Origin of the sequence: Paenibacillus sp. NPDC058174 (assembly GCF_042883865.1) — a bacterium.
GTDB lineage: Bacteria > Bacillota > Bacilli > Paenibacillales > Paenibacillaceae > Pristimantibacillus.
In genome coordinates this window covers 270,912-290,038 of the sequence record NZ_JBHVUY010000005.1, presented here as the reverse complement: position 1 = coordinate 290,038, position 19,127 = coordinate 270,912, and the positions used below count along the sequence as shown (strand labels likewise).

At 51.4% G+C, this 19,127-nt stretch carries 18 protein-coding genes and 2 riboswitches; of the genes, 4 read left to right on the top strand and 14 right to left on the bottom strand.

Annotated elements, in window-relative coordinates:
- Nucleotide 1 precedes the first annotated feature (1 nt).
- The 5 genes from ACFVVF_RS23190 to ACFVVF_RS23170 all read right to left on the bottom strand — a co-directional run bounded on the left by ACFVVF_RS23190 (nt 2) and on the right by ACFVVF_RS23170 (nt 4,266).
- The gene (locus ACFVVF_RS23190) at nt 2–763 is read right to left on the bottom strand and encodes an ABC transporter permease (protein WP_387814718.1); all 762 of its coding nucleotides are present in this window, start codon (nt 761–763) and stop codon (nt 2–4) included.
- Nucleotides 760–1,632: an ABC transporter ATP-binding protein gene (locus ACFVVF_RS23185; protein WP_387814716.1), complete on the bottom strand. Its 873-nt coding sequence runs from the start codon at nt 1,630–1,632 to the stop codon at nt 760–762. The genes ACFVVF_RS23190 and ACFVVF_RS23185 overlap by 4 nt, the downstream gene beginning before the upstream one ends.
- Nucleotides 1,629–2,318, bottom strand: coding sequence for a thiaminase II (gene tenA / locus ACFVVF_RS23180; protein ID WP_387814714.1), 690 nt, complete (start codon nt 2,316–2,318; stop codon nt 1,629–1,631). The genes ACFVVF_RS23185 and tenA overlap by 4 nt, the downstream gene beginning before the upstream one ends.
- Nucleotides 2,319–2,411: 93 nt before the next feature.
- A riboswitch (TPP riboswitch) is annotated at nt 2,412–2,521 on the bottom strand.
- A gap of 709 nt (nt 2,522–3,230) precedes the next feature.
- On the bottom strand, nt 3,231–3,989 hold the full coding sequence (locus ACFVVF_RS23175; protein ID WP_387814713.1) for a WGR domain-containing protein: 759 nt from the start codon (nt 3,987–3,989) through the stop codon (nt 3,231–3,233).
- A gap of 82 nt (nt 3,990–4,071) precedes the next feature.
- On the bottom strand, nt 4,072–4,266 hold the full coding sequence (locus ACFVVF_RS23170) for a DUF3934 family protein (protein ID WP_387814711.1): 195 nt from the start codon (nt 4,264–4,266) through the stop codon (nt 4,072–4,074).
- Nucleotides 4,267–4,403: 137 nt separating this feature from the next.
- A riboswitch (ZMP/ZTP riboswitch) is annotated at nt 4,404–4,490 on the top strand.
- Between the two features lie 77 nt (nt 4,491–4,567).
- Here ACFVVF_RS23170 and ACFVVF_RS23165 point away from each other — a divergent pair.
- The 3 genes from ACFVVF_RS23165 (at nt 4,568) to htpG (ending at nt 8,591) form a co-directional block, all read left to right on the top strand.
- On the top strand, nt 4,568–5,428 hold the full coding sequence (locus tag ACFVVF_RS23165; RefSeq protein ID WP_387814709.1) for a bifunctional 5,10-methylenetetrahydrofolate dehydrogenase/5,10-methenyltetrahydrofolate cyclohydrolase: 861 nt from the start codon (nt 4,568–4,570) through the stop codon (nt 5,426–5,428).
- The gene (locus ACFVVF_RS23160) at nt 5,425–6,063 is read left to right on the top strand and encodes a cyclodeaminase/cyclohydrolase family protein (protein ID WP_387814707.1); all 639 of its coding nucleotides are present in this window, start codon (nt 5,425–5,427) and stop codon (nt 6,061–6,063) included. The genes ACFVVF_RS23165 and ACFVVF_RS23160 overlap by 4 nt, the downstream gene beginning before the upstream one ends.
- Nucleotides 6,064–6,710: 647 nt before the next feature.
- A complete protein-coding gene (gene htpG, locus ACFVVF_RS23155) occupies nt 6,711–8,591 on the top strand; it encodes a molecular chaperone HtpG (RefSeq protein WP_387814705.1) in 1,881 nt (626 codons plus the stop codon).
- 135 nt (nt 8,592–8,726) lie between these two features.
- Here the strand turns inward: htpG and ACFVVF_RS23150 are convergent, their stop codons facing one another.
- Entirely contained in the window at nt 8,727–9,128 is a 402-nt protein-coding gene (locus ACFVVF_RS23150; RefSeq protein ID WP_387814703.1) for a VOC family protein, read from the bottom strand.
- A gap of 106 nt (nt 9,129–9,234) precedes the next feature.
- Nucleotides 9,235–10,149, bottom strand: coding sequence for a cation diffusion facilitator family transporter (locus tag ACFVVF_RS23145; protein ID WP_387814701.1), 915 nt, complete (start codon nt 10,147–10,149; stop codon nt 9,235–9,237).
- Nucleotides 10,150–10,510: 361 nt separating this feature from the next.
- Here ACFVVF_RS23145 and ACFVVF_RS23140 point away from each other — a divergent pair, with 361 nt between their 5' ends.
- On the top strand, nt 10,511–11,254 hold the full coding sequence (locus tag ACFVVF_RS23140; RefSeq protein ID WP_387814699.1) for an MBL fold metallo-hydrolase: 744 nt from the start codon (nt 10,511–10,513) through the stop codon (nt 11,252–11,254).
- Between the two features lie 67 nt (nt 11,255–11,321).
- On the opposite strand, the gene ACFVVF_RS23135 is transcribed toward ACFVVF_RS23140, so the two are convergent.
- The 7 genes from ACFVVF_RS23135 to ACFVVF_RS23105 form a co-directional block, all read right to left on the bottom strand.
- Nucleotides 11,322–12,143 carry an SPL family radical SAM protein gene (locus ACFVVF_RS23135; RefSeq protein WP_387814697.1) on the bottom strand — a complete coding sequence of 274 codons (822 nt, stop codon included), beginning with the start codon at nt 12,141–12,143 and terminating at the stop codon, nt 11,322–11,324.
- Nucleotides 12,130–12,843 (bottom strand): 2OG-Fe(II) oxygenase, encoded by a 714-nt coding sequence (locus ACFVVF_RS23130; RefSeq protein WP_387814696.1) that lies wholly within the window; start codon nt 12,841–12,843, stop codon nt 12,130–12,132. The genes ACFVVF_RS23135 and ACFVVF_RS23130 overlap by 14 nt, the downstream gene beginning before the upstream one ends.
- Nucleotides 12,836–13,384, bottom strand: coding sequence for a methylated-DNA--[protein]-cysteine S-methyltransferase (locus tag ACFVVF_RS23125; protein ID WP_387814694.1), 549 nt, complete (start codon nt 13,382–13,384; stop codon nt 12,836–12,838). The genes ACFVVF_RS23130 and ACFVVF_RS23125 overlap by 8 nt, the downstream gene beginning before the upstream one ends.
- A gap of 10 nt (nt 13,385–13,394) precedes the next feature.
- Entirely contained in the window at nt 13,395–13,970 is a 576-nt protein-coding gene (locus ACFVVF_RS23120; protein WP_387814693.1) for a bifunctional transcriptional activator/DNA repair enzyme AdaA, read from the bottom strand.
- Nucleotides 13,971–14,178: 208 nt separating this feature from the next.
- Entirely contained in the window at nt 14,179–15,768 is a 1,590-nt protein-coding gene (locus tag ACFVVF_RS23115) for a helix-turn-helix domain-containing protein (protein ID WP_387814691.1), read from the bottom strand.
- On the bottom strand, nt 15,743–17,641 hold the full coding sequence (locus ACFVVF_RS23110; RefSeq protein WP_387814689.1) for a sensor histidine kinase: 1,899 nt from the start codon (nt 17,639–17,641) through the stop codon (nt 15,743–15,745). The genes ACFVVF_RS23115 and ACFVVF_RS23110 overlap by 26 nt, the downstream gene beginning before the upstream one ends.
- Before the next feature lie 84 nt (nt 17,642–17,725).
- Nucleotides 17,726–19,084 carry an ABC transporter substrate-binding protein gene (locus ACFVVF_RS23105; protein WP_387814687.1) on the bottom strand — a complete coding sequence of 453 codons (1,359 nt, stop codon included), beginning with the start codon at nt 19,082–19,084 and terminating at the stop codon, nt 17,726–17,728.
- Nucleotides 19,085–19,127: the final 43 nt, after the last annotated feature.

The window sequence follows — 19,127 nt, the reverse complement described above, 5'->3', positions numbered from 1 at the left end:
TTTAAGATTTAGTCGTTCCGCGATGACCGAGCATCGTCCGCTCAATTGTTTGGGCAGCTGCGAATAGTATGATTCCCATCAGCGACAGCAGCAGTACGCCGGCAAAAACATCGTCGCCCCGCAGCATATTCGCCGCTCGTTTCGTAAACATGCCAAGGCCTGATTCTCCGCCCAGCCATTCGCCGAGCGTTGCTCCGCCGACGCTGATTGCCGCTGCCATTTTCAAGCCGGTGAAAAACGAAGGCAGTGCAGACGGTATTTTCCACTTGATAAATAAATCCCTATTGCCCGCCCCCATCGTGCGCAACAGATCGCCTATCTCCTTATCCGCCGACCGAAAGCCGTCCGCTGTGTTCATAGCAATCGGGAAAAAGGTGAACAAAATAACGACTGCTATTTTGCTCCCAAGATCATAGCCGAACCACATCACCATGATTGGCGACAATGCGATGATCGGAATCGTCTGCGACGCTACGACCAGCGGATAGAGCGTTTTACGGGCCAACGCTGAGCTGTCGATCCAAATTGCGGACAAAATGCCGCAAACGATAGAGAATGCCAGACCAAGAAGCGCTTCCCCCAGCGTAACGAAGAAATGCTTGCCCAATACGCCGGCATTGTCGAAGATCGACTGCAGAACGGCCGAAAGCTTTGGAAAAATATAATGCGGTATCGCGAACAGGTTCGTCGCTGCCTCCCAGCACGCCGCTAGCAGAAGGATGAACAGCAGCACTGGCAGTTTCGCTTTCAAGCTGCTTTTCATATAGAAGCTCCCTCCTGTAACCGGACACTTCGGCTTGAACCGGTACCGGTATTATCAGCAGGTTCTATCCCCGTGTCGGCGGCAGGTTTCAGACGGCCGAACTGCTCCATCAGCTCTCTCTTCAACGCGACGAACCGGGCGTCCAGCACCGTTTCGTAAGTGCGCGGCCGAGGCAGTTCAATCGTGATCGATTGAAGCTGCGTGATCGGTCTTCTTGCGGCAACCAGCACCCTGTCCGACAGCAGCAGCGCCTCATCGATATCATGTGTTATGAACAGAATCGTCTTTTTTCGCTTCTCCCACGCCTGAAGGAGCCATTGCTGCATTCCGGTGCGCGTCATTGCATCCAGAGCGCTGAACGGTTCATCCAGCAGCAGCAAATCGCCTCCGCCAAGCAAAGAACGAAGGAAAGATACCCGCTGGCGCATTCCGCCAGACAGCTCATGGGGATACTTCAGCTCCGTTCCTTCCAGGCCCAGCTCAGGCAGCAGCTCCAGCACCCGCTGACGCGCATCACGCTTGGAGACACCTTGCAGCTCCAGCCCGATTGCGGCATTATCCTGCACCGTGCGCCATGGCATAAGGCAATCGCGCTGCGGCATATAGCCGACAGCATTGGATTTTGCTGTCGGTGTGTCGCCACTCACTGTGATCACGCCTGAGTCTGGTACGAGCAGTCTGGCGAGCAGCCGGAACAGCGTCGTCTTGCCCATGCCGCTAGAAGCTACGATGCTGACAAACTCGCCTTTGTTGACCGTAAAGCTCAAGTCGCGAAACAGCGGCTCCTCACCGGGAAAGCCATAACACAAGCCTTGAACGGACAACGCATTGCCATGCGGGTCTTTTATCTCTGTAAGCGGCTTGCTCACACCGGCCACTCTTCCAGGCGGTACGCCATATCCCAAAACATATATTCCAGCTTGGATGCGATTAGAAAATGCCGCTCCAGCTTGGCAAGCTCGGACTCATTCAGCCCCTCAGCCAATTGATCCATCACGCCGATGCACCAATCGGTCAATTCGCTGAACTCAGCCGAACTGTACATTCGTATCCATTCACCATATAGCGGATGCTCCAGCGCTGCCGGATCTTGTGCAAACAGTACGCCGATCTCCCGGTAACTCCACATGCATGGCAGTACGGCCGCCGTCACTTCGGCAAGCGTTCCTTGCGCTGCAACATCCAGCAAATATTTCGTATAGGCAACCGTCGTTGGAGCAGGCTCCGTCGACTCCAATTGCTCCCGCGTTACGCCGAGTTTTTCAGCATACAACCGGTGTAGCCCCATCTCCACATTAAGCGTCGAGTCGCAAAGCGATGAGAACTTGCCCATCATCTCGAGATCGCCGGCCTTGATGCTACCGTAAGCAAACATTTTGGCATAGTCGATCAGATAGACATAATCTTGCATGAGGTAATATTTAAAGCGTTCCTGATCGAGCGTTCCCGCCTTAAGCTCCGCCAAAAACGGATGCCGGTGGCTTTGCTCCCAAATGTCCTTAGAGCCCTCATACAACCTGTCGCTGAATCGTTCTTTCACATGCATTTTTACCATTTTTCATCTGCACTCCTTTGCTTAGTAACCGTCGGTAACGTAAGCTAAGGCGCTCGAAACACAACAAAAAGCCATTCGAGAATAGACGAATGGCTTACAATTCGAAATGTTCTCTACGCCAGCATTACCTGGTTCAGATTAACGGTCAGGCAAACAAGTTGCCTATCTCAGCCGGACTTCATCCAGCACCCGCACTTCATATGCGATTTATCACCAATACTATAACTGATCAATCTCTATTAGGCAATACGAGCAAATTCAGATCAGGAGCTGCTGAGCAGCAAGCTGCCGAATCGGGTTTGATAGCTTTTTTCTTTATTCTGGTAATTTTTTTATTTATTACGTAGTCAATCTACCTTATTACCCATCCAATTAATGGATAATGAGCCATTAACGTCGAAAAGTTCACTATAGCGGAATTTGATTTCCGTATAGGGAAGAAAGTTCACTTAAAACCGTAAAAACCTGCATTTTGCTCGATTCCGGCCAGTAATTAAAGAAAAAAGTTCAGTTAATAGCGAAGTTAGTTCCCAAGCCCTCATCGCTGCTAGCTGCCAAATCGGTTCGGTAAATTTTTTCTTTATTACGTAATCAATCTACCTTAATTCCCGCTCAATTACACGATAACGAGCCGTTAACGTCGAAAAGTTCACTGCAGCGGAATTTGATTTCCATATAGAGAAAAAAGTTCACTTAAAACCGCAGAAACCTGCATTTTGCTCGATTCCGGCCAGTAATTAAAGAAAAAAGTTCAGTTAAATAGCGAAGTTAGTTTAAAAGAATCCGAACAAGAGAAGCCGTGGCATTAGCAGTAGGTTGAGCATCCGTGCTGCTCCTTCCAAACTTACTGCACCGTGAAAAACAGCTGCAGCCATCATCCACTTTTCTCTAAAGTTCATCCGTCTCAAAAACTTAAAAACTAACCAAGTCCTCGGCTATCCGCCCTCGAATCTGCCTTCCTTTTTCCGTGCCCCCAGTCAGCCGCATCAACACGTTCATACGTTCCAGCGACCGGAGCGCCTCCGTTCTCAGGGCATGGCTCAGCTCGCCCATAATCTTAATCCCGCCCAGCGCCGAAGCTACGATTACGCGATCGTTCAGCAGCAGAAGCTCCGCGTTGCTCATCCGGTCCAGCTTTGGTCCCTCCAGCAGCTTTTTCACAAAAGCTTCATCGCTTCGATGCGCCGGGACATACAGCATGTCCCAGTCCCTCTCGATCAGCAAATGCGGAAATATCGCCGTCATATCTGCGTTATCTCCCCCCGCCCCGCCCTCTTGCTGCTGAACAAACGTCTCCAATGCCCGAAGCGCTGCCAGACTTTCCTTCGTGCCAAACGGAGCGGTCTCGTCGTCCGCCATATAATAAACTGACTGAGTGAAATGTTCTCTAAAACGAGGGTGCGAGGTTCGGGCCTGCAGCCCTTCAATAGGATCGTCATAGTAATACCCGCAGCGATCAAATGACGGGTCTGCCCAGTAGCCTTTTTTCAGCTTTTGCGCAATGATCCGTTCCGCTTGGCGCAAGCATTCCTCCTCGCTCCTGAACCTCTTATCCAGCATTCTGCCGTTCGTGTTGATCCGTCCAAAATGAACGGTATACACCGGGCCGTTGCACGAAATGCGCCAAAATTTATTCGACCGCCCGCTTTGAAATATAAATGCGCGTTTCATTGCAGCCTCCCCCTGACAGCCCTATCTATCTGCGTAAAAAAAGGCCATCCCCTCAGCTTGCCGGGAACAGCCCTTCGCTTGTTTAGTTCGAATCCTTCTTGGCGCTTGCAGGAGCGCCTTCGCCGCCTTCATCCGCCTTCTTGCCGGCTGCGCCAGGCTTGGCATTTTTGCTGAACACGCGCTTCGCGCTTTTCGCTTTTGCTGCTTTATCCCAACGGCTCCAGCCTTTTTTACCCGTTCCTTGCCCGATGCCGCTTTTCTTTTTTCCTTTGGTCAATCGTTACAGCTCCTCGTCTATCGCAATCTACTAAGGAGTATTGTACCAATAGGTGGCGAACAATAGCAATGATTCCGGCAGAATCCTTGACTCCATAGCTTCCTTTTCCGGTATCCATTTGGTAAAATAAATCCAATATCACCGCATGCGACTGGCGAGAATCGAGTGGAATGAACCACGAGGAAGCATGCGGCTGCACCGTGCCGTTCGCCTGGGGGAAAGTATTTGCGGGTGCTCGTTTTTGACGAGCGCTCCGCGGATACTTTTTTTGCATTTTATCCCACACAAGGAGGAACAAACAATGGCCTTAATAATGAAAGCGAAGGAAGCGGCGGAGCTCGTCTACGCCGGAATCACTGCACAAGTGGAAGGATGGAAGCAACGAGGAATTCCCCCCTGCATCGCAACGCTGCTGGTGGAGGGCGATCCCGCTTCCGCCTACTACGCGGAGGCCAAACGCAAGCTTGCCGACCGTCTCGGCATTGCATTCCAGCTCCACGCCTTCCCTGCCGGTGCAAGCGAAAAAGTACTGCTGGAACAAATCAGCCTGCTCAATGCAGACGCCAACGTTCACGGCATTATGCTGGAGCTTCCTTTGCCCAAGGGGATATCAGCCCGTACTGTCGAGAATGCAATCTCCCCCGCAAAAGACATCGATGGCGTAACGCCAGCCAATAAGCTTGCCGTAGTCACAGGTGAGGATGGCTTATATCCCGCTACGCCGCAAGCCTGCATCCGGCTGCTCAAGCATTACGGCTACTCCCTATCGGGGAAAAATGTAACGCTTGTCGGCAGAGGCCAGACAGTTGGCCTGCCGTTGTTCCATATGCTGCAGCGGGAACAGGCTACTGTGACCGTCTGCCACTCCCGCACACCGGACATCGCCTCGCATCTGCAGCATGCCGAGATTGCGTTCGTCGCCGTCGGCCGGCCAAACATCGTTAGCAAAGAGATGGTGCATGAGGGTTTGGCCGTCATCGATGCGGGAATAAATGAACGGGCAGACGGTAAAATCACCGGTGACGCAGCAAGCGATATCGGAGATATTGCGGCCGCTGTTTCTCCTGTGCCCGGAGGCGTCGGTACGCTGACAACTGCCGTTCTGTTCGAAAATCTCATGAAAGCACTCGCTGCGCAACAAAGGGAGGTTCAACCGCAATGACTCAAATAAACTGGGAGCATTCCATCCGTGACTTTGTTCAGCAATCGTCCAGCGCCAGCCCTACGCCAGGCGGAGGCAGCGTAGCCGCCCTCGCCGCAGCGCTTGGCGCCGCCATGACCTCCATGACGTGCAATCTGACGCAAGGCGAGAAGTATGCCAGCATCCAGCCGCTAGTAACCGAGACATTGGCGAAAATGCAGCATTTCATCGGGCAATGCGAGGCGCTGCTCGCCGCCGACATCGCTTCCTTCGATACGTATATGCACGCGATTAAACTGCCCGCCGGGACGGAGGAGGAGAAAACGCTGCGCAAGCAGGCTATCCAGCTAGCCGCCATCAAAGCAATTGATGTGCCTCTGGAATTGATGAAGGCATGCAAAAACGGCCTCGAAAGTACCAACAGTATCGCTGATGCCGCCAACAAAAATGTCATCTCCGACCTGGGCATCGGAGCCATCATGATGAAAGCGGCAGCCGAATCCGCCTTGCTGACCGTTCAAATCAATCTGAACAGCTTAAAGGATGCCGAGCTGAACCGCCAATACAGCGATAAAGCAAACCGGCTCATGGAGGAGATCGGTACGCTCCACGCACAAACAATAAAGATCGTTCGGATGCGCATTGCGGGCAGTTAGTTGTTGTGCATGCAAGACGCGGCAATAGCGCAGTGACAACCATCGATAGATGCAGAAAATATGCCACTGGCGGCGGTGACGACCACTGCTGTGCGCGCAAGACGTGTCATTAGCAGCCTGCTTTGTTCAGTCTGAGCAAGGAGCTTCGGCGGACGGAAGACGTTCCATGGGTTGTTCGCCCATCTATCGGTCAGCCTATCGAACTCTTTTAAAAAGCTGATCTATGAAGTATGCAATTTCGAAGAATCCGATCAAATAAAGGTCTAGTTAGCAGCACCTTAAGCCTCCCTACCGCCAACAAAATGCAAAAGCACATTTCATTTTCCACTATTTAGTCAAAAAACGACTTCAAAATGTAAAAGTGCAGGCTAGGTGCCGCATAATCGCTCAAATCAACCCAATCGAGCAAATCAAAATGTACTTTTACATTTTGAAGCGCAAATGCAGCCTTTTTCCCCATAACAGCATGCACTTTTGCATTTTGAGCTCCCTAAGTGCTTCCAGCAGCCCCTTCCTCCACGCCCGAACACAGCCCCAACATTGACAGTGCAAATTGGGATATGGTATATAAAAGAAAGAATTAGCACTCGAACGCTATGAGTGCTAAACTAAATCGAAAGCTTCCCCAAATCGAAAGGAGCTCCTTCATGTCAAAGAAACAGTTTCAAGCCGAGTCCAAACGACTGCTCGAGATGATGATCAACTCCATTTATACGCAAAAGGAAATTTTTCTGCGCGAACTCATTTCCAACGCAAGCGACGCCATCGATAAAATATACTATAAAGCGCTCACTGACGATCAGCTGAACTTCGACCGTGACAGCTATTTTGTGAAAATTACAGCTGACAAAGCGAACCGGACACTGACGATTTCCGATACAGGTATCGGTATGACCGAAGAGGATCTGGAGAACAACCTCGGCATTATCGCAAAAAGCGGCTCTCTCGCATTCAAGAAGGAGAACGAAGCGAAGGACGGCCATAACATTATCGGCCAGTTTGGCGTAGGCTTCTACTCCGCCTTTATGATTGCTGATGAAGTGACGGTTGTCAGCAAGGCGCTCGGCAGCGAGCAAGCCTTCAAATGGGAGTCCACTGGTGCAGACGGCTACACGATCGTACCTGCCGAGAAAGCAGCTATCGGTACCGACATTACGCTGAAAATTAAAGAAAACACCGAAGACGACCAATACGATGAGTATTTGGACGAGTACCGCCTGAAATCGATTATTAAGAAATATTCGGACTTCATCCGCTACCCGATCAAGATGGACATCACTAGCTCCCGTCCGAAGGAAGGCGAAGAGAACGAATTCGAGAGCTTTACCGAAGAACAGACGGTCAACAGCATGGTTCCGATCTGGCGCAAAAACAAATCCGAGCTGAGGCCGGAGGATTATGACAACTTCTACTTCGAGAAGCGCTACGGCTTCGACAAGCCAATTAAGCATATCCATATCAGTGCAGACGGCGCAGTCGTCTACAATGCGATTTTGTACATTCCAGAAAGCACTCCGTTTGACTACTATACGAAAGAATACGAGAAAGGCCTGGAGCTGTATTCGAACGGCGTCCTCATTATGGACAAATGCTCAGACCTGCTCCCGGATTACTTCGGCTTCGTCAAAGGGATGGTCGACTCGGAAAACCTGTCGCTCAACATTTCCCGTGAGCTGCTGCAGCATGACCGCCAGCTTCAGCTGATCGCGAAAAACATTAAAAACAAAATTAAAGGCCAACTGCAAAGCTTGCTCAAGGACGAGCGGGACAAATACGAGAAGTTCTACGAGTCGTTCGGCCGCCAGCTGAAATACGGCGTATACAGCGATTACGGCGCAAACAAAGATACGCTGCAGGATCTGCTGCTGTTCTACTCCTCGAAGGAGAAGAAGCTCGTCACGCTGGACGAATACATCTCCCGGATGCCGGAAGACCAGAAGTTCATTTACTACGCTGCAGGCGAATCCATCGCTCGCATCGAGAAGCTTCCGCAAACGGAAATTGTATCGGACAAAGGTTATGAAATTCTGTACTTCACGGACGATATCGACGAGTTTGCGGTGAAAATGATCGCAAGCTACAAGGAGAAGGAATTCAAATCGGTATCCAGCGGCGATCTTGGCATCGAGCCAGATGCGGACGACAAGGACAGCAATGCCGAGGAGAACGAGAACCAGGATCTGTTCGCGCATATGGCTGGACTGCTGTCGGGCAAGGTGACGAAGGTCAAAGCTTCGAAACGTTTGAAGTCTCACCCGGTCTGCTTGTCCACTGAGGGTGAAGTGACGATCGAGATGGAGAAAATTTTGAAGGCGATGCCGAACAATCAAGACATTAAAGCCGAGAAGGTTCTTGAGATCAACGTCAACCATCCGGTTTACGCTTCATTGAAAGCCGCTTATGAGCAGGATAAAACGAAGGTCGATCTGTATACGAGCCTGCTGTACAATCAAGCGCTTCTTATCGAAGGCCTGCCGGTACAAGATCCGGTTGAATTCACAAACGATATTTGCAAAATCATGGTATAAGGCTGCGCCTGCCATGATCAATGCGCAAGGAACGGCTGAACATTCAGCCGTTCTTTTTTTGCTCATATACCGTTGCAAATGGCGATATGTAAAAAAAACGCCGGCAACCTTAAGCAGGTGACCGGCGTTGCCTTATTAGCCTTTCGGCATTTTGCTCTCATCCATGTACAACAGGTTCCAGCGGTGACCGTCGAGGTCGGCAAATGCTGCGCCGTACATCCAGCCGTCCGTTTCACTCGGCCTGCCAAAGATGCTTCCTCCGGCAGCCTCTGCCTTTTGAATAAAGGCATCTACTTCTTCTCTGCTGTTGGCGCCAATGGAAAATATCACCTCTGCGCTATGAGAAGTATCTGCGGTTTTTGCACCTGTAAATTTCTCAAATACCGCAGCCGGGAACAACAGAATCGTTGTTTGGCCAATGGCAAGCTTGGCCCTCTCGCCGCCAACGCTATCCGCATGAAATCCAATCTCATTGAAAAAGGCCGTTGACCTCTGAACATCTTTGACCGGCAGGTTAATCCAAATTTCCTGTGACATGGCTGCAGCCTCCTGAAAATTATATATTTCCAACCACTTCTACTATACTCTACTTCTGGCAGCAGAAGCGAACCCCGAAATCATATAAAGGTGAGTAGCGTTGCCTTTATTTCAACAATTCCTCGTCCTCATCTTCGTACCATGGATTTAAGTGCACAAGCACTTCCTCGACGTCATCATGCTGCTCCATAATCGTCGCTTTTATTTTTTTCGAGACGTCATGGCCCTCCTGAATATTCAAGTCCGCAGGGACGCCGACACGCACGTCGATAATGATGTAGTGGCCGTGCTCCCTTGCACGGATACGGTCAATGCGCTTTACCTCCGGCACCGAAACGACAAGGCTTTCATACAGATCCAATTTCTCTTGCTCCACCATTTTATCCATAAGGATATCAATCGCTTCTTTCCCCATATGGTAAGCAAGCTTCAGAATAAAGTAAGCGACGATAATTCCGGCGATGGGATCACCGTAGCTGAGGAAAGCGATGTGAAAATGATCACCGACGAGGGCAGCTCCGACACCAACAACCGCTGCGATGGATGCATAGACATCGGCCAGATGGTCATAAGCCGTAGCGATTAAGCTTTTATTATTCATCTGTTTGCCCAGACGCATGCAATATACATACAGCCATTGCTTCCACACAAGCGACAGCACAGCCGCGCCGAGCGCTAAATAGCTCGCTTGTACAGCAGGATGGAAGAAGGATTCAACGGAATGATAAGCGATATAAAAGGCCGCAATGATCATAATAACGGCAACGATTGCGGAGCCGATCACTTCAGCTTTGCCATGACCGTATGGATGGTCATTGTCTCTCGGTTTTCTGGCGATAATCGTCGCGCTCAAGGCGGCGGCCGCTGCTACCACATCCCCGGCATTATGAATGCCGTCTGCCAGAAGCACTTGGCTGCCTACCATCAGGCCGATAGCCAATTTTAGAATCGTCAATAGTAAATTGCTGATCAGGCTGATTGCAATTGCAAACGTGCCTGTTGAATTGCTCTTTTGGTTCATGCTGCGTAAGCCCCTTTTATTCATTCGCTGACCTATAGCTTTTTTTGACACTTGACCATTATACAAATGGGGGTACGTGTGGGTCTAGAGAAACAGTGTTGCTTAAATCTAGCATTGTTACGGCGGGGCAATACACTTTGGACCGGCTAACTATGTTGCAACGGGGCAAAATATGGGCATACGCAAACTGGGATGCCCTGTATATTCCCTCCGAATATTCAAATTTAGACTATTGACAAATAATTATTTTTATGATATAATTTAATATTTTACATTTGACTTTTGTTTTCGAAATATGAGATAACTATAGATGATTTCAAGTCAATATGGAACCGAAACCGAAAGAGGAGGCTGACTGGCAATGAAAATTGCAAACGGAGTCGAAATGCTGGAGATTCATGTGACAAGCCCTCGTGGACCTATGGTGCTCAACCCGACACTCATTTATGACGAAAATTCGGCCATTCTCGTCGATGCGGGTATGCCAGGCCAAAGCCAACTCATCGTGGATGCGATGGACAAGGCTGGTATAACACCTTCTCAGTTGAAGGCGATTATCGTTACACATCAGGATCTGGATCATACCGGAGGCGTTCTGGAAATCATTCATGCAGCCGACAAACCGGTTCCCGTCTACGCACACGAGCTCGATCAGCCTTATATCGAAGGCAAGCTTCCGCTGGTGAAATCCAATCCGGAACGGATGGCTAAGCTGTTGTCCCATCTGCCGGAAGAAGAGCTTGACAAAGCACTCGAAATTTTTCGAAATCAACCTAAGATTCCAGTAGATCAGCTTCTGGAGGACGGTCAGGTATTGCCGGATTTCGGCGGCATTCAAGTCGTATTCACGCCTGGTCATACGCCGGGCCACATCAGCCTCTATTTGCAACAGAGCAAGACGCTTATCGCCGCAGATGCCATGGTATCCTCCGAAGGCCGTTTACACGGACCTGCCGAGCAGAATACACCAGATATGGGTACTGCAATCCGCTCCCTGTCTAAATTTCTGGCGCTCGATATCGAGAACGTGATTTGCTATCACGGCGGTTTGAGCCAAGACAATGTTAGAGAGCAAATCCTTCGATTGACACAAGAAGGCAATTAAACAAGCCTTAAACGTACAAACGACCCGAAGCAGCCTCTCGCTTCGGGTCGTTATCGATTAACGGACATCACGGCTCAAACCCTCGCTGTCCGACATATACTTGCTCAGCAGCAAATACCTGCAGCAGTCTGTCGTATACGGTTCTGTAGGCGGCAGGGCTATACCAGTCCTCCAAACCCAGCTCCTCGTATAGGGAACGGATGCCCAGCTTTCTCGTCCGCCTGCCTCCGCTGCCGTCTCCCATGAAATAATCGTCTACGCATACACGGTGAACGAGCGGCCTCAACAGCTCTGCAAACTGCTCCGTGCTCGGCAGTACAGGAGCGATTGTCGCTTGTGCAGCTACGCCCGCCTCGCGAAGCAGCCGCAGCGTCTCCAATCTTGCGGCAATAGGCGGCGCACCTGGCGTAAAATGCTTGCGAATGTCCTCACGGTCTGTCTCAATCGTCATGCTGACTCTGACCCGCTCGCCCAGTTTAAGAAGCAGATCGATATCCCGTCTAACGAGCGGACTGCGCGTTTGCACGAGCAAGAAATCAGGCGGCTCCTCAATCATCGCCTCCAGCAGCGACCTCGTAATTTGCTCCTTATATTCGATCGGCTGATACGGATCGGTGCTGGACGACATGAAGATCGTTACTTTGCCTTTCCCCTTTGCGCGCCGCAGCTCCTTGCGCAGAAGCTCAGCGGCATTTTGCTTCACATCAATCCACGAGCCCCATTCTCCTTCGTGAAAGAGCGCCACCGGCATCTCCCTGACATAGCAATAAGAACAGCCGAAGGCACAGCCTCCATAGGGATTCAAAGAATGGGTATAGCCCGACAGCAAGCCGGTTCCTTTATTAAGCAGCGTTTTCGCATTTTTGTACAGAATCTCACTTTGCGTCATGAAAAATCACTCCCAAACTGTAGCGGGTTCCCGCAGTAATCGTGCTGACACCATGGCGCAGCGTCGTCCGGTAATAACCGCGGCTCCCTTGGACAGGCCGGTATTGTGTCGGAAAAACAAGCGCCTCTCCCTGCTCGAGACGAATGACATGTCCTCGGCTTTGCGCCCTTGGCCGCTGCTCCACCAGCATAAATTCACCGCCTGTATAGTCCTGCCCTGTCTGATTTAAAGCGATAACGGTCTGAAATGGAAAATAGACATCACCGTACAAATCCTGATGCAAGCAATTATAGCCGCCCGCTTCATATTTGAGAATGAGCGGGGTCGGCTGCAGCTGCCCCTGCTCCCGACACTGGGCCAAAAACCCGGAAAGCTGCTCTGGATAATCCGAGTCTCGGCCCAATCTCTCCTGCCAGCGATTGGCCGCTTTCGCAAGCTCAGGATACAGTCCTTCACGAAGCTGCTGCAGCAGGTCCGGCAGCGGAGCTGAGAAGTATTTGTACTCGCCCTCTCCGAATGAGTATCTCTCCATACGAATCGTCTTGCGGTACAAAGCCTCATCCTCATAAGCAGAGATCAGCTTCTGGCACTGTCCGCTGTCCAGCAATGCAGGGATGACGGCGAACCCCTGCTCGTCCAACTCCTCCTGCAGCCGAAGCCAATCGACATGTGCAAGCCGCTTAGATAGCTGATCAGACATGCTGAACTCCCCTGCTGGCAACAAGATTCTCCCGCTCCAGCCGGAGCAGTTCGGTCTTCATCTCTATGCCGCCGCGATAACCGGACAGCGCACCATTTTTGCCAATGACACGATGGCAGGGCACGGTAATCAGAATGGGATTAGCGCCAATTGCTGTCCCTACTGCCCGCACAGAGGACGGCTTGCCGATTTGCTCCGCGATATCGGAATATGAGCACGTCCCGCCATAAGGTATGTGCTGCAAGGCCTCCCATACGGCACTTTGGAATGGCGTTCCGCCCAAATCAAACGGGATTGTAAATTCCCTGCGGCCCCCGTCCATATATTGCTTCAATTGCTCGATGTACGGTTGCAACGCCACATCATTCTGCTCCCATTCATAGCGGGGATAACGGCGGCTCACCGACTCGCTCATTTCTGTATAGGGCTTGCCAGGCGAACCGACATAGCATAGTCCCTCTGGCGTTGCCGCCACGTAAAACCTCCATTGTCCATGGATTAAAAAAGCCCAATAAATTTTCCGTTCATTTGCCAGTTCCATTATCCATCACCTATCCGATCTCATTTCGGCTGCGGTGCAGCCGGTATTCTGCAGGCGTACGGCCTGTCGTCTTCTTGAACAGCGTTATAAAATAAGCGGTATTCGGCATTCCGACCGCTGCTGCAATCCCTGCTACCGATTGATCCGTCTCGTTCAAAAGCTGCTTCGCCTTCGATATTCGCAACTGCTGAACATAACTGGAAGGCGAAATACCCATAATACGCTTGAACGTTCGCTGCAAATGATACGGGCTGCCATGACAAGCATCAGCTATCGTCTGGAGCGGAAGCGGCTCCTTATAATGATTGCCGATAAATTGTGCCGCAACAGCTACCCATTCCTGATCCGGCAGCCGTGCCCCCGTCGGCTTGCAGCGTTTGCAAGGACGGAAGCCCGACTGCTGCGCCTGCTTTGCATTCGCGTAGACCCTGACATTTTCGCGATTGGGTATTCTTGACTTGCAGCTCGGTTTGCAAAAGATGCCTGTCGTCTTAATCGCATAAATAAATTGGTCATTATACGCCGTGTCATTGCTTACGATTGCTTGCCATCGCTCTTCCGTCAACGGCAGCTCATTCTCGCTCATGGGCTTCACCTCGCCTATAGTATAGCCTCGAAAACAGCCGAATGTGTGATTTCGGGAGTAGAATAGCAAGATAACGAAACTGGCTTTGTCTTCATGTTACATCAGCAGAGCAGAGTTAGACAGAGGTACACTTTGGAATAGCGTCTGACTGCGGAGGGTTCTTATACAAAAAAAGCTGCTCCAGAGAAAAGCTCTGAAGCAGCCTTAGCTACACATATTTGCTTGGCAATACGCCGTAATGCTCCTTGAACAATTTGACGAAATAGCTTCTGTTCTCATAGCCGAGCTGCTGCGCGACCTGCTCCATCGTCCGGTCTGAGCCGTTCAGCAGCTCCCGTGCCTTCTCCATTTTGCTGCGGGTCACATATTCGATGAAATTCTGACCCGTCTCCTTCTTGAACAAACGGCTGAAATAGCTGGGATTCAGATGCAAATGCGCCGCTACTTCCTCTAGCGAAATTTTCCGGTCGAGATGCTGCCGGACAAATTTTTGCGCGTCGACAATTTCAACCTTCTTGCTTTGCTTGGCGATTTGCTCCATCAAGCCGACCGCCTCCTGCACGAAGCCGATCAGCCATTCCCGAAGCTCGCTGATGTTGCCTAGCTGATCCAGTTCGTTCTGCACCTTTTCATTCGTATAGTGCCGGGTATCCTTTAGCTTCATCATCGTATCCAGCGCCAGCTTGAAGACGAACCGCTTGACTGCCTTCGGCTCGAACTTATGAATCGAAATGAAGTGAATAAACGGTTCGACGGCATCAGGAACATCGATGTTCGCTTCGATGATCGTCCGGTTGATCCGCTCCGCATATTCGTAGTAAAAGGTTAACGGCTCCTCCTCGTGAAAAGTCAGTCTGCCCGCTTCCTCCAGCGTCATGAACTGAGGGTCCCGCAAATAAAAGAACCGGTCCGTCGCTTGCAGCATGCCGCCCATCTGCCGCCTAATGCCCGATCGTTCGGCTTCGATGCCGCCGATGAGAATGGAGTAACGCAGCTTGACTACCTGCTCCAGCTTCTGCTGTACGAGCCTCGCGAGCGACCGAATGCGTTCATAGGGACTGTGCTTGAGCTCCTTGCTGCAGTTGAACAAGATGCAGAATTCTCTTGCCGACACGCTAATGAACAGCGCATTCGCCTCGCTGCCCAACAGCTCCTCCGCCATGTTCTCGACGATGAACTTTACCATATCCTCGCTCTCATAGCGCTTCCAGGCTGCATTGACCTCATGAAGCCGACCAACGACGGGGATAAAATAAGGCAGCACCGTCCGGAAGCCAAACGGCTGCAGCGAGTCCGTCCATGCCGGGCTGTCCGGCACAGGCGATGACAGCAGCTCGCGCAGCCACTGCTCCTTCAGCACCGAGTTGCTGCGATGCGCCCGGCTGTGCAGCATTTTCAGCTCATCGTGCAGCCGCCGTTCCGCACCAATCTTCTCCTGCATGCCGGCAATAAGTGACGATAACGCCTCAGGATCCATCGTCTCCTTTAGGATGTAATCCTGCACGCCAAGCTGGACCGCTTGCTGCGCATAGCGAAAATCATCGTGGCAGGACAGGATGACGAACCGCGGCTGCTGGCTAAGCTCCTTCACCGCCCGAATGAATGCGACGCCGTCCATCACCGGCATGCCGATATCGGTAATGATCAGATCCGGCATCAGCGCAGCGCAGGCATCGAGCGCTTCCAATGCATTGGTGCTGGTATGCGCAACGCGAAAGCCATAATCGCTCCAAGGAATCATTTTCTCCAAAAACTCAAGCACAGCGACATCATCATCGACCAGCGCTACGGTATTCATCTTCTATCGCCTCCTGTCCCATCGAAATCGGAATGCGCAGCACCAGCTTCAAGCCCCCGCCTTGCGGGCTTTCAATCTGCAGCTGATATACCTCGCCGTAAATCATCCGCAGCCGCTCATGCACGTTCTTCAAACCAATTCCGCTAACCGGACTTCTCTCCCCGTTCCGCTGCCCGGACGTCTGCGGCCTGTCATTCGCAAACTGCTGCCGAAGCGGCTGCTCATGCTGTTCCCGCTGCTCGGATTGCTCCGGCGGCTCCACTTGCTCAGCCAGCCTGCCTAGCAGCGCTGCCTGCTCCTCCTCCGTCATGCCGATACCGTCATCCTGAATCGAAATAAAGAGCAGATGCCCCTGCTTCCAAGACTGCACATCGATATGCCCTTCCTTCTGCCTCAATCCGTGCATGTAAGCGTTCTCGATTAACGGCTGCAGCGTGAACCGGGGAAGCATCGCGAGCAGCGTGTCGGAAGCAAGATTGCTCGTCAGCTCCACCTTCTCCACATGGCGGAAGTTCATCAGCCGCATATATTCCTTGACGGTCGCAACTTCGTCGTAGAGCGTAATGAATTCATTGTTGCGGTTGATCGTCATGCGCAGCAGTGTCGACAAGGAGCCGACGATTTCGGCGATATCCTTCTCGCCCTTCATCAATACCCGTAAGCGAATAGAGTTCAGCGTATTGAACAGAAAATGCGGGTTGATCTGCGCCTGCAGCAGCTCCAGCTCCGCCATCCGCTTGCGGTCCTGCTCACGCTTGATCTGATGGATCATCTCCTTGATCCGGTCCAGCATCCGGTCAAATGAAGCGCCAAGCCGCCCTACCTCATCCTGGCCGCCAAACCGGGAACGGGCATTCAAGTTGCCGGCATCGACTCTCTCAGCAATTTTCGCAAGCTGTACGATCGGTCTCGTCAATTGCCGCAGCAGATAAATCAATACCGCCGAGAACAACAGGAAAAACAGCACCTGTAAAATAATCAAATCGTTAAGAAAGCCGTTAATAGTGCCTGTTGCCGCTTTGTACGGCGTCAGGCTGACGATGCTCCAGCCCGCATAGGATAAACTATGCTCGACGCGGATATAATCTCGCAGCGCAGGAGCGGGTGAAGCTTCACCCTCTTGCTCGGGAGTCAACGACGCCTCAATCGTACCGCCAATGGCCGAGGTTTCCGGATGCGAAATAATGCGGTCCTCTCCGTTCATCAGCATCATCTTCTGATCCGCTGCATATTTGCTGAATATTTCATGGAACTGCTCCTCCGGCTTGCTCAGTACGATATAGGCTTTGCCCGTATTGGCAAACAGCTGAAAGCTGCGAATAATCGTCACAACATTCGGGCTGTCAGCCGCATCCCCATGGACATAATTAGGCTGGGTACCCAGCCAATACGTCGTATTGACCGGCTCCAACGTCATATTATCTACCCATGGCTCCTTATACATATAAGTCAGATCATTGCGATACGTAGAATAGTTGGTAAAGATCAATCCGCCCGGCAGCAGAATCGTTACATATGTCTTGCCGCCAAAAAACGTCAGCTGATCCAGCTTCTCCGCAACCGGCTTATAGGCAAAAAAATCAAGCTTGCCGTCTCCGCTCTTCCGGTAGCTGCTCCAAGCGGTACGCATCGCCGTCATCATCTCGCTGTCGTATTGCAGCGTATTGGACGCCTTCAGCATATCCGTTACCAGATTGGATACGTAAAGATCGGCTACCTCCAGCGATTGCTCGGCCTTGACGACCGCCTTCTCCTTCAGCTCATTCCTCGTATTCAAGCCGGTAATCAATAGCGTAAGCAGCGATGGAATGAACAGGCACAGCAGTGCGGACGTAATCAGCTTCTTGCGCCAGCCGAAGGAAGATAAGCTCATCGCGAAGGCCCCTTTCTTCTAAAAGGTGAAAGGGATGCCCCGCTTGCGCGCAGGCATCCTCTTGTCTAGATCATTATAAGGAAACTATTTCTGGTTTGCATCGATAATTTTCTGGAGATTCGTCTTGATGGCCGCGATCGTCGCGTCAATATCCGCCGTACCCAAAATGTACTTCTCCGCTTCGGAAATATACGCTTTCTCGATATCAGCAGCGTAGGAAGGCGCATTAGCCGGCTGCGGCAGCTTCGATACGTTGAGCGTATTCAACAGCGAAGCTTTATCAATCATATCCGGCGTCATCGTCGATGCTACAATGGCATCAACCTCGCTTGCTACATCAGCTTTCTTCCATGCGCTAAGCTGCTTCGTCAATGCCATCCCTTCCGTCGACAGGAAACGGATAAACTGATAAGCGGCTTCCTTGTTTTTCGACTTGGACGAAATAACGAGCGAGTCCGCTCCGCCAAACGAATAGTTCTCATCGCCCTTCGCATTGGTCGGCCACGGCGCAAACGCCGAGACGAATGTCGCAGGAATTTTGTCCGTGCCGCCCGCTTCAGCAATCATCCAAGGACCGGTAGGCAGCATCGTTGCTTTGCCTTGGAAATATTCGTCGCGGTACGGAATCTTCTGCGTCACGATATCCTGATACGGCGTCGAGCTTTTATCCTCATGCTCCATCGCATAACGCAGCTCCAGCGACGCTTTCATCAGCGGATTGTCCGCATTCAAGTGGATGCCGTCATCCTTCATAATGCCTTGATCCTGAGCCGAGCTGTACTGCTTGAGCAGGAAGTAGTCCTTCCACGTATGGAAAAAGGCGCCGTACTGCTTGCTTGGTCCTTCCCCCTTCGTCAGCTGCTTCGCATATTCGCGGAATTCATCCCACGTCCAGCTCTGCGGAACCTCCAGCCCTGCCGCATCAAGCTGCGACTTGTTCATCAGAATGAACCAAGGCCCGAACTTGCCCGGAAGCGAATAGCGCTTGCCGTCCAGCTTCATCTGCTCCGCCTTGTACTCATCCTCGAACTTCACGCCTTCTTTGGCCAAATAATCGTCAAGCGGCTCCAGCATGCCGTTGACCGCCCTTTGGCTGAAATTCGGCACCGAGTTCAGCGAGAATACGTCAAATTGCTCTCCGGATGCATACATAATGTCGATTTTTTTGATCGTCTCATTGGAGTCATTCTCGACGACCGGCACGTACTCGACTTTAATATTCGGGTGCTTGGCTTCAAACGCATCAATTGCCGGCTGATACACCTCAGCCTTCTCCCAGTTCAAGAACTTGATCTTCACCTGCGGCGCATTCGTCGTCTCTGCGCTCTTATCCGGCTTCTCCGTTGCTGCGCTTCCGCCATTTCCGTTCCCGCCGGAGCAGCCCGCAAGCAGCGTCGTCAGCACAATAGCCGATATTGCCGTAGACATCCATCTCTTCTTCATCTCTATGCCTCCCTTTATAATAAAGCGGTTTCATTTGCTATTT